Source organism: Streptococcus sp. DTU_2020_1000888_1_SI_GRL_NUU_041A, assembly GCF_032387735.1.
GTDB lineage: Bacteria > Bacillota > Bacilli > Lactobacillales > Streptococcaceae > Streptococcus > Streptococcus sanguinis.
Map to the genome: position 1 here is coordinate 2,048,321 of NZ_CP135591.1, position 15,521 is coordinate 2,063,841.

Annotated in this window: 16 protein-coding genes; 2 read left to right on the forward strand and 14 right to left on the reverse strand. The window is 44.1% G+C overall.

Annotated elements, in window-relative coordinates; translation table 11 throughout:
- Window positions 1–85: 85 nt before the first annotated feature.
- From RSK81_RS10120 to RSK81_RS10180, 13 genes are all read right to left on the reverse strand, one after another.
- Window positions 86–931: an aldo/keto reductase gene (locus RSK81_RS10120; RefSeq protein WP_315686708.1), complete on the reverse strand. Its 846-nt coding sequence runs from the start codon at window positions 929–931 to the stop codon at window positions 86–88.
- A gap of 76 nt (window positions 932–1,007) precedes the next feature.
- The gene (locus tag RSK81_RS10125) at window positions 1,008–1,202 is read right to left on the reverse strand and encodes a hypothetical protein (protein ID WP_002918060.1); all 195 of its coding nucleotides are present in this window, start codon (window positions 1,200–1,202) and stop codon (window positions 1,008–1,010) included.
- 157 nt (window positions 1,203–1,359) lie between these two features.
- Window positions 1,360–2,511: an N-acetylglucosamine-6-phosphate deacetylase gene (gene nagA, locus RSK81_RS10130; RefSeq protein ID WP_032913043.1), complete on the reverse strand. Its 1,152-nt coding sequence runs from the start codon at window positions 2,509–2,511 to the stop codon at window positions 1,360–1,362.
- A 238-nt stretch (window positions 2,512–2,749) separates the two neighbouring features.
- A complete protein-coding gene (rbfA, locus tag RSK81_RS10135; RefSeq protein ID WP_002908941.1) occupies window positions 2,750–3,100 on the reverse strand; it encodes a 30S ribosome-binding factor RbfA in 351 nt (116 codons plus the stop codon).
- Between the two features lie 175 nt (window positions 3,101–3,275).
- On the reverse strand, window positions 3,276–6,068 hold the full coding sequence (gene infB, locus RSK81_RS10140) for a translation initiation factor IF-2 (protein WP_002920084.1): 2,793 nt from the start codon (window positions 6,066–6,068) through the stop codon (window positions 3,276–3,278).
- 19 nt (window positions 6,069–6,087) lie between these two features.
- Window positions 6,088–6,384 carry a YlxQ-related RNA-binding protein gene (locus RSK81_RS10145; protein ID WP_002893557.1) on the reverse strand — a complete coding sequence of 99 codons (297 nt, stop codon included), beginning with the start codon at window positions 6,382–6,384 and terminating at the stop codon, window positions 6,088–6,090.
- A complete protein-coding gene (gene rnpM, locus RSK81_RS10150; protein WP_315686709.1) occupies window positions 6,377–6,673 on the reverse strand; it encodes an RNase P modulator RnpM in 297 nt (98 codons plus the stop codon). The genes RSK81_RS10145 and rnpM overlap by 8 nt, the downstream gene beginning before the upstream one ends.
- A gap of 10 nt (window positions 6,674–6,683) precedes the next feature.
- Window positions 6,684–7,940, reverse strand: coding sequence for a transcription termination factor NusA (gene nusA / locus RSK81_RS10155; RefSeq protein WP_315686711.1), 1,257 nt, complete (start codon window positions 7,938–7,940; stop codon window positions 6,684–6,686).
- Between the two features lie 59 nt (window positions 7,941–7,999).
- Window positions 8,000–8,488 (reverse strand): ribosome maturation factor RimP, encoded by a 489-nt coding sequence (gene rimP / locus RSK81_RS10160; RefSeq protein ID WP_032912391.1) that lies wholly within the window; start codon window positions 8,486–8,488, stop codon window positions 8,000–8,002.
- A gap of 199 nt (window positions 8,489–8,687) precedes the next feature.
- Window positions 8,688–9,326 carry a tRNA (guanosine(46)-N7)-methyltransferase TrmB gene (gene trmB / locus RSK81_RS10165; protein ID WP_002920086.1) on the reverse strand — a complete coding sequence of 213 codons (639 nt, stop codon included), beginning with the start codon at window positions 9,324–9,326 and terminating at the stop codon, window positions 8,688–8,690.
- Entirely contained in the window at window positions 9,323–10,117 is a 795-nt protein-coding gene (gene ccrZ, locus RSK81_RS10170) for a cell cycle regulator CcrZ (RefSeq protein ID WP_002893562.1), read from the reverse strand. The genes trmB and ccrZ overlap by 4 nt, the downstream gene beginning before the upstream one ends.
- Window positions 10,118–10,167: 50 nt before the next feature.
- Complete coding sequence (locus RSK81_RS10175; RefSeq protein ID WP_315686714.1) at window positions 10,168–11,214, reverse strand: ABC transporter permease; 1,047 nt, start codon at window positions 11,212–11,214, stop codon at window positions 10,168–10,170.
- Entirely contained in the window at window positions 11,211–11,942 is a 732-nt protein-coding gene (locus RSK81_RS10180; protein WP_061592623.1) for an ABC transporter ATP-binding protein, read from the reverse strand. Before RSK81_RS10180 ends, RSK81_RS10175 begins: the two co-directional genes overlap by 4 nt.
- A gap of 68 nt (window positions 11,943–12,010) precedes the next feature.
- Between RSK81_RS10180 and RSK81_RS10185 the strand changes: the two genes are divergently transcribed.
- Both RSK81_RS10185 and RSK81_RS10190 read left to right on the forward strand, forming a co-directional pair.
- Complete coding sequence (locus tag RSK81_RS10185) at window positions 12,011–12,421, forward strand: HIT family protein (protein ID WP_315686716.1); 411 nt, start codon at window positions 12,011–12,013, stop codon at window positions 12,419–12,421.
- Between the two features lie 9 nt (window positions 12,422–12,430).
- On the forward strand, window positions 12,431–12,718 hold the full coding sequence (locus RSK81_RS10190) for a hypothetical protein (RefSeq protein ID WP_002896907.1): 288 nt from the start codon (window positions 12,431–12,433) through the stop codon (window positions 12,716–12,718).
- Window positions 12,719–12,849: 131 nt separating this feature from the next.
- On the opposite strand, the gene RSK81_RS10195 is transcribed toward RSK81_RS10190, so the two are convergent.
- Window positions 12,850–15,510, reverse strand: coding sequence for a molecular chaperone DnaJ (locus tag RSK81_RS10195; RefSeq protein WP_315686718.1), 2,661 nt, complete (start codon window positions 15,508–15,510; stop codon window positions 12,850–12,852).
- Window positions 15,511–15,521 lie beyond the last annotated feature (11 nt).

Below are 15,521 nucleotides of genomic sequence, written 5' to 3' on the forward strand. Positions count from 1 at the left end.
GATTAATTTTATCTACACCATTTTCGTGTATAAAATGAAATAAATTAGACATTGACTTCTAGCAATTTCCTATTTATGTTTTCACCTAAAAATCCATCCCATCCGGATTTGGTGCGCCACCGGCCAAACCGCTGATATTTTTAAGCACTTCCAAGTCCGCATCATCTAGCTCGATGTCAAAGCAGTCTAGATTGCTGGCAATCCGGCTCGGAGTGACCGACTTAGGCAGAGGCAGGAAGCCTTCCTGCAAGCTCCAAGCTAAAGCGACTTGGGCAATGGTCTTGCCATACTTGTCTGCCACAGCCTGCACGGCTGGATTTTGGAAGAGCTCACCTTGGCCAAATGGTCCCCAAGCTTCCAGTAAAATCTCATGCTTACGGCAGAAGTTCACCGCCTCTGTCTGATAGACACCTGGAGCCAGGCGGATTTGATTGACAGCAGGAGTCATGCGAGCTGTCTCAAGCAAGGCTTCTAAGTGATGAGGCAGGAAATTGCTGACGCCAATCGCTCGAATCTTTCCGAGATTATAGAGGTCTTCCATAGCCCGCCAGACCTCAGCATTCCGCTTTTTCCAAGCATCGTTTTCCCTCAGGGGTTTGGGATTAGGCCAGTGGATGAGGTAGAGGTCCAGATAGTCCAGTCCCAACCGCTCCATTGAGGCAGCAAAGGCCTCTTGAGCCTCCTCATAAGTATGAATATCATTCCAAAGCTTGGTCGTGATGAAGAGCTCCTCCCGCGGAATGCCGCTGTCCTTGATTGCCCGTCCGACACTCTCTTCGTTCTTATAGATGGCTGCCGTATCAATGTGACGATAGCCTGCCTTGAGAGCGGCTAATGTTGCTTGATAAGCTTCTTCGCCATCCTGAGCCTTCCAAGTACCGAAGCCCAGCACCGGAATGCCAACACCGTTGTTCAAAAGATATTCTCTCATCTCATGTCTCCTTTATAAGTTCCATCTACTGCCTTCAGTAAGGCAGCTGCTACAGTGATTACAAGAGCAGAACTGCTCATTTCTTTTCCTTTTTCTTCAGTATTGGTTTGGGTTTGAAGATATTTTCCTTGGTCGGCTCCATACCTTTACTGAAAAAGCTATAGATAATGAAAGCAAGTCCTGCGACAAGGATCAAGATTCGTCCAAATATCAGTCCGGCCAGCAGTAAAACAAGTCCCATTATCAAAAATTTCGCATCAATTCGTTTCATAGCCTACTCCTGTTTGCATTATAGTCTCATTATATCACGCTTAAGAAAGCAATTCAAATCTAGGCGAAGACTATCAAGGCGTCTGCCAACCAAAAAGAACAGGTTGCCCTGCTCTTTCTGAAAAATATAAGGAGACTAATTTCAATACCTGCGGTTCTCATACATGGAATCGTTCTTGACCATCAAGATAAGTAGCTACCAGCTCTAAATCTTTATCTAAAACGATAAAGTCAGCATCGTAGCCTTCCTTGATCTGTCCGCAGACATCATCAATATGGACTGATTTTGCCGGAATCAGGCTAGCCATCATGACCGCCTGATGAGGATTGGCAATGCCCCATTTGACCACATTTTTCAATCCGTCCTTGAGCTTGAGGATAGAGCCAGCTAGATTGCCCGTTGACTTGAGCCGAGCTGTTCCATCCGCCACAACCACTGGAAATTCTCCCAGCATGTAGTCACCATCTTCAAGACCTCCTGCGGTCATACAGTCAGTAATGAGGGCAATATTTTCATGTCCCTTCTGCTTGAGCAAGATGTCACAGGCCTTAGGATCCACATGGTGGCCGTCACAAATCAGTTCCGCATAGGTGTGGGGCAACTCATACATGGCACCAACCATGCCCAGCTCCCGGTGGGTCAAGCCCCGCATGCCATTATAAGCATGCACCCAAACGCTGGCACCAGCTTCGACCGCAGTCTTAGCTTCATCAAAGGTTGCGTTAGAATGCCCCAGAGCAACGGTCACACCTTCATCAGTCAGCGTGCGGACAAATTCCTCTACGCCTTCACGTTCTGGTGCGAGAGCTATCTTATTGAGCAAGCCATTTGCGGCTTTCTGCCAAGCACGAAACTCATCCATACTAGGATCTTTCATATAGGCCGGATTTTGAGCGCCTTTATACTTTTCGGTGAAATAAGGCCCTTCAAAATAGAGACCGCGAATCTTGGCTCCGCTGGCTTCTTGATAGCGTGCACCGATATTTTCAGTAACCGCCAAAAGCCGCTCATAGGACGATGTCAGGGTTGTTGGTAAAAAGCTGGTCACACCGGTAGTCAAGAGACCCTCACTCATGGTATGAAGAGTTCCTTCGATGTTGTTGTCCATGACATCAACACCGCCGAAGCCGTGAATATGAGTGTCCACCAGACCTGGTGCAATCGAGTAGCCACTGTAGTCTATGACCTCTGCATCCTGCGGAACAGACTGCACCAGCTTGCCAAACTTACCGTCAATCAGCTCTAAATAACCGCCCTGACGGATTCCCTGAGGATAGAAAAATTGATCTGCTTTAATATATGTAGGCATAAGACTGCCTCCCTTGTCTTGACTTCTGTATTCTCTGCCATTCAAAGCGGAATTCTGTGATAGAGCTAGCATCTTTCTATAGCTGCTTTCTAACTCCCGCTTTTGAATCTCTGAGTTTTCTTGACTATATTATAACTCTTTCTTTTTTATTTGTAAATGGTATATACCTATTTTTATGAAAAATTGTTATATTAAATTAAAAAACAGAAAACCCAGCCATAACAGCTGAGTTTCTGCTTTATTTTTTATCTAAATCGCGCAGCATCTGGTCGATTTTATTGCCATACTCGATGGATTCGTCCTTGACAAAGGTCAAATCTGGAATCTTGTACATCTTCAGATTGTGGCCCAGCTCCCGCTTGATGGTACCGGTCGCTTTTTCCAGACCGGTCTGAGCTTTTTGATTATCAGAGGCCAGATTGCTCATAATCGTGTAGTAGACCTTGGCCATGGATAGGTCGCCCAGCATTTGGACATCGGTAATGGTTACTCCCTGTACCCGCGGGTCACGAACTTTCTTCTGCAAAATTTCATTGACTTCGCGCTTGATTTCCATGCCCACACGGTCTGTACGAAAATTATTTGCCATGAGATTTCCTTTCTAATTTTTCTCTTCTGCAATATAAGCTAGGCCTAGCCTAGCTTATATTTTAGTTTTAATGAATGAAATTCGATCTAAACTCTTTGTGAAAAAGATGTGGGACTAAAAATATCAACTTCCACCAAATATGATTTCACTGCGAGTTTTTAACCTACTTCTTATCTTATTTCTTAATTTCTTCCATGATATAAGCTTCGATCGTGTCATCTACTTGGATGTCATTGTAGCCATCAATCATGAGTCCACCTTCACGGCCGTTGGTAACTTCCTTAACATCATCCTTGAAGTGCTTGAGGCTGGCAAGTTCCCCATCGTAAATCACGACGCCGTCACGGATAACACGAACCTTGGAATCACGGGTAACTTTACCGTTGATAACCATAAATCCACCGATAGTACCAACCTTGGAAACCTTGAAGGTCTCGCGGATAAGAGCTTCCCCGATGATTTTTTCTTCGTATTCTGGGTCCAGCATTCCCTTCATGGCATCTTCCATTTCTTCGATAACCTTGTAGATAATGCTGTGGAGACGGATTTCGACATCATCAGCTTCTGCCTGTTGGCGAGCCTGAGATGTTGGACGAACGTTAAATCCGATGATGAAAGCATTTGAAGCTTCCGCCAGTGTCACGTCAGATTCATTGATAGCACCAACCGCTGAGTGGACGATGGTAATCTTAACGCCTTCCACTTCAATCTTCTGTAGGGAAGCAGACAGGGCTTCTACAGAACCTTGCACATCAGCCTTGATGATAACATTGACAGACTTAACTTCACCAGCTTTGAGGGTATCAAAGAGATTTTCCAGACTAACGCGATGAGTAGCTTGACGCTGCTTGAGAAGAGCACGTTTGGCACGTTCTTCACCAGCTGCACGCGCAGCTTTTTCATCTTCATAAACCGCAAAGTGGTCACCAGCCATCGGAGTTTCATTGAGACCAGTGATAGAAACCGGTGTAGATGGTCCTGCCACCTTAACACGACGGCCCAAGTCATTGGTCATAGCCCGAACCCGACCGAAAGTATTACCAACAACGATTGGATCCTGCACATTCAGAGTTCCCTGCTGAACCAGAAGGGTTGCGACAGCACCTTTTCCTTTATCCAGACGGGCTTCAATGACTGTACCAATCGCTCGAACAGTAGGATCTGCCTTGAGCTCTTGAATTTCAGCCACCAAGAGGACTGTTTCTAGCAAGCTGTCGATATTTTGATTGAATTTCGCTGAGATTTCAACAAATTCAGAATCTCCGCCCCAAGCTGTTGACATGACACCATGCTCAGCCAATTCACCAATCACGCGCTCAGGATTCGCTCCTGGCTTATCAATCTTGTTGATGGCTACGATGATTGGGACATCAGCCGCTTTAGAGTGGTTGATAGCTTCGATGGTTTGCGGCATAACACCGTCATCAGCCGCTACGACCAGGATAGTGATATCCGTAACAGAGGCACCGCGGGCCCGCATAGAAGTAAAGGCCGCGTGTCCAGGCGTATCCAAGAAAGTAATCTTCTTGCCGCTTTCCTCAATCTGGTAAGCACCGATGTGTTGAGTAATACCACCTGCTTCACCTGTAGCTACGCGAGAGTTACGCAGGGTATCCAAGAGGGTTGTTTTACCATGGTCAACGTGTCCCATGATGGTGACAACTGGCGGACGCTCTACCAAGGCATCTTGGTTGATATAACCTTCTTCTACGAAGAAGCGCTCAATGTCAGCTGTGTCAACTTCCACCTTCTTCTTAGCTTCGATACCGTAGTCCACCATAAGGAGTTCAATAGTATCGCCGTCAAGAGATTGGTTTTGCGTTGCCATCACGCCCATCATAAAGAGTTTCTTGACAATTTCAGCTGGTTCGCGCTTGATCCGTTTTGCAATTTCTGCAACGGTCATTCCGTCTGTATATTCAAATTCAGTTGGCAACTCATGGAACTTACGTTCTGTAACAGGTTTTGGTGCCTGATTATTGTTGCCCTTTCCTTTTTTATTTTTCTTGTTTTTATTCCAATTACTATTTCTTTGATTTCTCACTTGATTTTGACTGCTTCGATTCTTTTGTTGTTTTCTTGGACCTTCTTCTTCGCGATCAAAATCATCGCGCTTCTTATCTGGTCGAGCTTGCTTCTTACGACGCGTATCCACGGCGGCTGGAGCTGGGCTTGGATTCGCTGCTGGTGCAGATGGAGCTGGTGCAGGCTGAACTGGTGCACTTGCTTCTGCCTTAGGCTGCTCCTTGCGGCGATTTTGCCGTTCCAACACTTCTTTAGCTTCTTGTGCTTGCTTAAAGCGTTCCTCGCTGGAGCGAGCGTATTCAGCATTCTGCTCTGCTTTCAAAGCTGCTGCTCGGGCCTTAAAGTCAATCTTTGGTCCTTGAGGCTGTTGGCGGTTTTGACCGTTAAATCCTTGATGATTCTGACCATTGCGGCGGCCATCTTGACCACGATTATCGCGACGGTCATTTGGACGATTGCCCCTATCTCGGTCGTTGCGGTTTCCGCGATTCTTATTTCGATTATCACGGTCCTCACGCTTGCCTTGCTCTTTATTTTGTGGTTTGCGGTTGCCTTGCTGCTTCCGACGCTCTGCCTCTTCCTTGGCTCTCGCTTCACGTTCTGCCTTAAAGTTCCGGCTTTGCGGGCGCTTGACTGGCGCTACCGTTTCTGCTTTCGCTTCTGGCTGAGCTGCTGCTTTTGCTTCTGTCTGTTCTGCCTTGACTGGTGCCGCCTCTTTGGCAGGAGTTTTTTTCGGTGATGGTTGGGCTGCTACAGGCTTTTCTGCAGCAGCTTGAGGTGCGGCTGCTTTTGTAAAGCTGGATTTGATTCGCTCACCAGCGTCAGCTTCTACGCTGGATGAATGACTTTTGACATCCAGTCCCAGCTCCTTCGCACGAGCCACTACCTCCTTGCTTTCTTTTCCCAGTTCTTTGGCGATTTCATACAATCTTACTTTAGACAAATCTTGTCCTCCTCTTCTATTACATAAGAGACCTCATTTTCTTTGTAAAACCAGCATCTGTCACGGCGAGCACTTTTCTGGCCTTGCCAATGGCAGAGCTTAATTCCAGTGTTGAAAACACGGTTGATACTTCTACTTGGTAGTAACGACTTTTATCAGTGATTTTCTTGCTGAGATTAGGAGCTGCATCCTGGGCCAAAAAGACCAGATGTGCTTTTCCCTCCTGGATAGCCTTGACGGTCAGCTCCTCACCAGAAATGATGCGGCCAGCCCGCTGAGCCAGTCCCAGCAAATTTGCAAGTTTCTCTTTATTCAAGACCTAACTCTCTTCTTTTGACCTTATGATCGACATAAGCGATTAACTCATCATAGAAAGCCTCGTCCACTTCCATACTAAAGCTGCGGTTAAAAACCCGCTTCTTCTTAGCTTGAAGGGCTTCTTGATTGTCCAGCTTGATATAAGCTCCACGGCCATTGGCCTTTCCTGTCGGATCGATAAAGACTTGACCTTCCTTGTTCTTGACAATCCGCAGCAAATCACGCTTGTCAATCACTTCGTTGGACACCACTGATTTTCTTAAAGGGATTTTTCTTGTTTTTACCATTCCAGCCCCCTTAATCTAGTTCTTCAGCTTCGCTTTCTAAACCAGCTGTTTCTAGTACAGTTTCCTCTGCTACTGCGTCAAAGTCTGTTGCTTCTGCTGCTGAAACTTCTGTCTCTAGGACATCTGCATCCGCAAGAATTTCTTCTGCTTCCTGAGCAAATCCACCCAGTTCATTGGCTGCTTCCATTTCTTCAAACTCTGTGGCAGACTTGATATCGATTCTAAAGCCTGTCAAATGAGCTGCCAAGCGTACGTTCTGTCCACGACGGCCAATAGCCAGAGAAAGCTTGTTGTCTGGTACGACAACCAAGGCCCGCTTGTTATCTTCTTCGTTAAAGATAACTTGGTCAACCTCGGCAGGAGCAATAGCATTGTAGATAAATTCAGCTGGATCTGCTACCCACTCGATGACGTCGATATTTTCTTCAGTCGGCACCATACGGCCACTCTTTGGATCGTATTTGGCAGGATGGAACTTGCTCGTAATTTTCTTGATATTGGCTCCACCGCGTCCAACGATTGTACCGATGGCATCCACATTAGGGTTGTGGCTGCGAACCGCTACCTTGGTCCGATCGCCTGCTTCCCGTGACACGCTCATGATTTCCACAGTTCCGTCATAGACTTCAGGGATTTCCTGCTCCATCAAGCGCTTGATCATTTCTGGATGGCTGCGGCTGACAAAGACATTGACACCGCGAGGATTATCTTCTACCTTGTAGACAAAGACTTCGATGCGGTCATGAGAGGCAAAGACCTCACCAGGGATCTGGTCTTGCTTCGATAATTGTGCTTCAATGCTACCAAGATTGACATAGATAAAGCGATTGTCAAAACGCTCCACCGTTCCTGACATGATTTCATTTTCATGCTCTTTATAGGTATTGTAGGTGATTGCTCGGGTCTGCTTGCGCATCTTTTCCATGATGGTTTGCTTAGCAGACTGAGCAGCGACTCGGCCAAATTCAGCTGGCGCTTCTTCAAACTTAATCTTATCTCCCAACTCATAGGCTGAACTGATAGCCAAGGCATCTTTGAGACTGATTTCCAAACGGCTGTCAAAGACCTCGTCCACGACTTCGCGAACAGTATAGACACGGAAATCTCCTGACTTTTCGTCAAACTCAATGGCCGCGCTATCTGCCTGACCATAGCGACGACGATAGGCTGAGCGGAGTGACTCAGTTACTGCGTCAATGATATCTTCTTTCTTGATTCCTTTGTCTTCTTCCAAAATGCGGAAGGCCTCTAGCATTTCTTTACTCATTTTCATGTGACTTTTGCCGAAACAAAAGTGTTCCTTTCTTTTCTATATTGCTTCTGCGGCTAAAACTTAACGGCTAATCTGGCTTTGGAAACCAGACTGTAGGGAATTTCGACTTCTTTTCTGCGAGTCTTGTCCAGATATTCCATGTGCAGAACATCCTCTTCAAAGCTCAGCAAGGTGCCTTCAAAGACTTTCTGCTTGTCAACAGCCTTATAGAGACTGACATGGATATAACTGCCGACTGCATCGGATAGCTGTTCCTTGGTCTTGAGCGGACGCTCCAAGCCCGGACTGGTCACTTCCAGAAAATACTGTTCTGGGAAGGGATCTGGTTTGATTTGATCCAAGAGCGGACTGATAATATCCGTCAAATCCGCTGTATCATTGACCGTAATGCCCTCAGGCTTATCTACAAAGACACTGAGAACGTAGTCCCCGCCCATCTTTCCGTACTCAATATCGACTAATTCATAGGGGGCCAGAATGGCTGGTTCAATAACCTCCCTCACCAATTCAACAATCGTTGCGATATGACGACACCTCCTCACAGATAAGAGGCGAAGATACTTCCTCGCCTCTCTTTCCTTATTCATTATTAGTATTATAGCACGACAAGTCCCAGAATGCAAGGGAAATATGCTGTACAAGCTTTTAAAGACGGAATCCCACTTAAAACGATCTTATTTTTAAGCAAAATTCTTTCCTAATAATAAAGTCTTCAAGGAGTATTTCCTAGAAGACTCTTTCTTATTCAAACGCTGCTTCCACCCGATAGATGACTTGTCCCTTGTTAGCAAATTTCTGCTCATACTCAGTCAGGACATTGTCTTCAAAGTCGCTGGCATGCAAGTCTAACCACACGCCCTTTAACTTCATACCATACTGCGAAAAGCTTACTAAGCTATACTCAAAAAGACCACGATTGTCCGTTTTGAAGTGGATTTCTCCATTTTCTGGCAGAATCTGCTGATAGGTCGCCAGAAAGGACTGATAGGTCAGACGGCGCTTTTCATGACGTTTCTTGGGCCAAGGATCCGAGAAGTTCAGATAGAGGCGGTCAATCTCGCCCTCTTCAAAATAATCAGTCAGATCCGAACCGTCCACCCATAGAAGCTTGATATTGGGCACATCCGTTGCTAGCACCTTGTCCAAGGCATAGCTGAGAACCGATTTCTGAATATCAATCCCAATGTAGTTGATATTCGGATTGGCCTTGGCCATACCGGACACAAAGGCTCCTTTGCCGCTGCCAACCTCTACATGAATGGGGTGATCATTGCCAAAAATCTCCTGCCATCTGCCCTTGGCGTCTGCCGGATTCAAAATAACATACTGGGGATGCGCCTCCAGCAGTTCCGTCGCTCCCTTACGATTCCTTACTCTCATTGTCCTCTTCCGTATTTAGAACGGAAGTTTCGTAATGCGTAAATCTCCCGGTTCACATTTTCTAAATCATTGTTTTCATAGTATTTGGCAATCTGCATCAGATAAGAATACTGACCAAACCAGTATAGCTTATTGAAAACAGTCTGATTATACTTATAGCCATATGCGCTCAGCCACTCTTGCCAACCTGAATCAGGCACATAATGGCTCAAAATATGTGCTACATCCATCATCCTGTCTGTCAGGCGCACAGAATCCCAATCCACCAAGTAAATAAGCCCGCTGTCGGTCTCTACCCAGTTACTGTGGCGCACATCTCCGTGAACGATGGTCGCATAATCCTCACGAAAGGCCGGCACAGTCTGTCGCAGGTCGCGGATAACTGATTGCAGATATTGATTATTCCTCAAAGCAAGCGGCACTTGATTGAGCCAAGCATTCAGCAAATCAGTCGGCGTTTCCAGTGTATAGCCCAGCTTGGTCAGCTGCGTCATCAACGGGCGCGAGCGATGCAGCCGAGTCAAAATATTGATTACTTGCTTTTTGGACATATCATTTGGGGTCAGAATAGTGCCTGAAAGCCATTCCTGCCCGCTCATTACGTTTCCGTCCGGCATCCGGCGGCTCCACAAAAGCTGCGGTGCGATTTGTTCTCGAGCTAAGCCTGCTAAGATAGGGGTTGTATTCATCTTGACGAAAACGCGCCCCCCGTCCGGATAAGTCCCCATATAGGCCTTTCCGCTCTTACCAGCTATCGGTGTCAGGGTCAGCTCGTTATCAACCAAGTCCATGTTTCCCCTCCGTAAAAAGTTTCTTTATCATTTTACTAGTTTTACCTCTTTTAGTCAACCAATCTCCGTAACTTGAACGGCAGATAGAACAGATAGAGTAGGGCAGTTGCTCCCAGCACGGCCAGCACTGCTGTCTTGTCTTGGAAAAAGAGCAGAGCAGTCAGCACTTCACCCAAAAGGACACAGCTGCCAATAGATGTGATAATTTGTCTTGCTCCCTTCAGCTTTTCCCCTCTTTCTATCGGAAAAAGTTGGGTCAAAAACTGATAGTCAAAAGCTTCATACAAAGCCGTCAGCTGGAAGAGCAAGAGGTAATTGAACAAGACCGCAAAAGCCGCAGCAATCCAAGCTTGACTGACAAAAATCAAGGCCAAAAGAGCTAGAAAGAGTAGTCTTAAGGTTAGAGCAAAGAAGTCTCCATTTCGCAAGTAAGAGCGCAAAAAGAGATTCTGCCAGGTCTTGCTATGCTGCTTGCCCACAAGTCTCGTCAAACCATCCAGATAGGCCCTGCGCTTGACACTGTTTGAAATGCCTTTAACATTGGTAAAGAGAGCAAAGAAGCGCAGAATCGTCTGCTTTCGAGCAGCTTCATAAGCCACCAGAGCCTGCCAATCTAGGCCATTTTCAGTAAAGAATTTCTTGGCCTTAGCCTGAAACAAAAACCATTTCAAGACTAGCATAAAGAGGCAGTAGAGCCCGAAGCCCCAAATAGGCAATCCCAGAGCCAGAAAAAGCGGAGCCAGTAGCAGTAAGATTCCAGTCTGTAAGACTGCGTACAAGAGATAGGAACGCAGAATCTGAGCCTTGATAAAAGCCCTGACTTCTGCTTCTCTGACCAAGAGAAAGAGAGCATCCGGCTTTTCCAGATAGGTCGCAATCCGTCCAAAAGGCAGGATAAAGAGCGATAGAATAACTAGACTGGCAATAATCGGGAGGTGATTGGTCGGGAAATGCCGCAAAAGCTGACTGTACTGAACACCTAAAAATCCCATAAAAATCAGAAGAAAGAGCACGAAATGATCATTAAAAACATAACGCAGGTACTTCAGGCACTGCTGACGAAAATCCTGCTTTCGTTTGGCAAATAATTCTTTCATAGCGCTGCCTCTTCTGTCAGGGCTAGGTAGATGTCATTCAGACCAGCATCCGGCATTTGAAATTGGGCCCGCAACTCAGTCAAGCTGCCCTTGGCCCGTACTTGACCCTTGTGCAAGATTACAAAACTATCGCACATCTTCTCGGCAGAGTCCAGAACATGGGTGCTCATCAGAATCGACTTTCCCTTCTTCTTTTCCTCATCCAAGAGCTGAATAAGGTCTGCAATAGCTACCGGATCCAGCCCCAGAAAAGGCTCATCTACGATAAAAAGGCTGGGATCAACTACAAAAGCACAGATAATCATCACTTTTTGCTTCATCCCTTTTGAAAAGTGAACAGGGAACCAATCCAGTTTTTCCTTGAGTCGGAACATTTCCAATAACTTATCCACGCGCTTAAAAGCTGTTTCCTGCTCAATGTCGTATGCCATAGCTACCGTTTCAATGTGCTCGCGCAGGGTTAATTCTTCATAGAGACTAGGCGTTTCCGGAATAAAACCGATCTTCTTGCGGTAATCGCTGGGATTGGTCCGCAGCTCCAGTCCATCAATCTGAATCTGCCCCTTATAAGGCGTCAGAAGACCAATAATCTCATTGATAGTCGTGGACTTGCCTGCACCGTTGAGACCAATCAGACCAACCAGCTGGCCATTGCCCACTTCAAAGCTGACATCCTTTAAAACCGGGATATTAACATAGCCGCCCGTAAGCTCTTTGATTTCTAACATATTTTCTCCGAATTCTGGTATAATGGTTCTTATATTATAACAAAATCTAGCGAATAGAGGTACCATTTATGGCTGATTGTATTTTTTGTAAAATTATTGCCGGAGAAATCCCTTCTTCTAAAGTCTACGAAGACGAGAAAGTCCTTGCTTTTCTAGATATTTCCCAGGTAACACCAGGTCATACCTTGGTTGTCCCTAAAGAGCATTTCCGAAATGTTCTGGATATGGATGCCGACAGCACCAGTCAGCTCTTTACTCGCGTACCTGACATTGCTCGAAAGGTCATGAAAGCCACTGGTGCAGCTGGTATGAATATCATCAACAACAACGAAGAAATTGCTGGACAGACTGTCTTTCATACCCATGTGCATTTGGCACCGCGCTACAGTGATGCAGATGACCTCAAGATTACTTTCGCAGCCCACGAACCAGACTTTCCATCTCTGGCCGAATTAGCTGAGAAGATTGCGCAAGCTTAAGGAGGGAATATGAAACTTTCAAATATTTTCCTATTTATCGGTGCCGCTGCAGCCAGTTACAAGCTGGTTGAAAACCGTCAAAAAATTCAAGAAGAAATCATTGAAACAACAGATAGCCTAGACAAAGTTAAGGACAGTCTAGCCAATATCCAACGAAATATTGCCATCATTCAAGAGCAAAAAGAGCAAGTCAAAGACATCGCTCAAGATCTTACCTATAAATATAAAGTCCTTGAAAACCAAGCTCAAGTGCAGATCCAGCAAGTCAAAGACATCTGGGAAAAGTACGAGTCTTGATAGAGAAAAACTCCAGTTTTTAGCTGGAGTTTTTCTCTATCAAAAGGTGCTGTTTTTGAAATACGAAATGGTTCTCTGAAAACTTTTTCTACATCTATTTATCACAACTTATTCTTCTTCATAAAAAGGGACTATTTTCCTTTACGGATATTTCGAAAAAGGAGGATTAGCATAAGGACAAATAGTCCTTCTAGAAAGAAGAAAGCAACCTCACTATTCATTATAAGGGAATCAACTTCAATACTATATCGGCGTAACCCTGCTATATTAAAAAATAGAATCCTAAGAAATCGTCGAAGAAAGATAAACAGCTGCAAACTATAAATTATGAAGACCTTTTTAACTCCAATTATTAAACGTTGTTCTTTTGTAAAATAAGACATAGCAACAGCATTTAATAGCAGCATGACTGTTAGGCTAAGGGTGTCTTGCCGAAGAATCATAGGATCAAAGTAACTAAGTCTAAAGTGAATGAGAGGAGAAAATTGAAAAAGAAGAATCCCTATTAAACTTGGAAAGAAAATTTTCTTAAGCGAAGGCGGAAAGTCTAGACTCAATCTCGTAAAGGACAAAATAATGAGCAGGATAATCAGAATAATGCTATAGAATATGACAACACCTGAAACCAATTGGCTTCTTTTTGCCAAAGCAGAAAGAAAACCAGCAGAAAGAAAAATACCAATAGGAGTAAGCCAATCTAGTGAATAATTCCATTTTGGACCCTTATTAACCTTAAATCCATCAATAAAGCAGAAAAATGTTATAAAAGAGAGTCCAACGATAAGTCCAAGAGGTAAAAACGGAATGGCTAAGAAAAGGAATAAAATTCCCATAACCCACATATTGAGATTGTAGTAAAGTTTGGGCTTCATACCTCGAGCAAAATCCCCTTCTTCCATGGGTGTTTGTCGCATTCTCAATATATAATAGTAAAAAAGAGATACCATTCCTACATAAACCCAAGAATTTAATCCAAGACGTTGCTCTTGGGTACTTTGTATGAGGCTAAATACAGTCAAAACAGCAAATACAAACTGCAGAAATTTATTGGTGAATATCTGTCTTTTTTTCCAAGACGAATAGGATAGTTTCGACTTAGGATAACTGAGCTCATAGGCATAGGCTGTCATCTCTTCAAGTTTCTTGTCCGTCTCCTCTGTCATCATATGTGGAGCAATTTTAGAAGTAGTAAATCTTCCAAGAACAAATCTCAAGACTTCTCCATCTGTGAAGCGTCGATACTCCTTGTATATCTGTTCAAACAAGACAGTTAGAATACGAGGCTTTTCTTTAAAATATTGCTTCCACTCATCCCAATCATTGATGAGTTCATCACTTTTCGTTAGTTTTTCAACATAAAGATAGCCTTCGTAATACCAATATTCAAACTTCTCCTTATTATCTAGTTCAAACTCTTTTACAACAGAAGGATAGGACTGAACAATATTCCAGAATTGTAGCTTTTTCAGATAGGGATTTGACTCCTCGTCACTTGAACGCTCTACAAATTGGAGTATCAGGGTTAAAACCTTTTTATTCTTTAAAGGATAGACATCCACTTTTTCTAACAAAGATAGTAAAAGTGATTGTTCCTTAACCCTTTCAAAAAGAAATTGCCAATCACGCAATAGACTATAGTCGTCTTCATAATGAGAGTTTAGCAGTTCATAAAAAACTACCTCAACCTCATCAGGGTTATCTAAAGAGTATTGATTAAAGTCAACATTTTCACCAAGTTTTACCTTTAATTTCTTTAAGTACTCAGCTAGGTCATCAAACTGTTCACGATCCTCTTTAAACATTACTTGTCGCACCTTTTCAAGGATATAAGTTAAAACAGGGACACTCTTAATTATGTGACGCTTCTGACTCACTTGAAACAGCACGACAAAAGCAAGATGCGGGTGCTTAAAAAAATCTATCCAAGATGTTAGTTGATTTGCTTTTTTAGAATCTTTGAGAATTTCTTGGCATAAAAGATATGAAGAGTAAAATTGCTCAGTCTCTTCTTTCGCACTTGCAATAGATTTCTGTTGTTCTACTGCCACTGCCCTTTTGATTTCCCAATGATTCAGTTTGTAATAGTAACTCCAGTTGCGAAAATCAGGGACATAGTCTTTCAGTAAAGGTATGATGATAGAGAATTGTTCAGGCTTGTTAAAAATATAAACATCCATTTCCTCTAGGACAGTCTGAACAGCACTCATGTCATATCTATACTGACTAAAGAACTGGTTCCAAAGATTTTCTTGCTCTTCAAAGCTATAATCAGCATTGCCGATTATGCTTTCAATCGAATTCCGAATTATATACGAAGTTTCATTATAGCCGCTAAAATCCAGGGTAGACTTTGCGGTTTCTTCTTGTAACTGTGCTTCCTCCACCTTCAACGTTTCAAAGTTTAGAGAAGTCTCTGGTTCTTCATAGTTTCCGATTGAAGCAGTTGAGCTTTTATAGTCACTAAAGTCAAGTAGAGACTTTGCACCTTCCTCTTGCGACTGCTCCTCTTCTATATGTAAAGTATCAAAATCAAGGGAACTTGAAGCAGAGTCTTGGGTTTCCTCACCTGTCTGGCTTTCTTGCTGATGGGAAATCGATTTTCTTAGACCAATCTCTGAGCTAGCATTGATTGATCTTGCATAATTTAAGGCTACTTGATAGGCTTCAACAATTTGCTGATAGATTTCTGGTTGGTCTTCAGGATGATAATGTCGAACCAGCTCAGCATAACGTCTCCGAATTGCTTTGACATCATGAGTTGGCTCAATACCTAAAGTTTCCCATATACTCATATTTTCTCCTC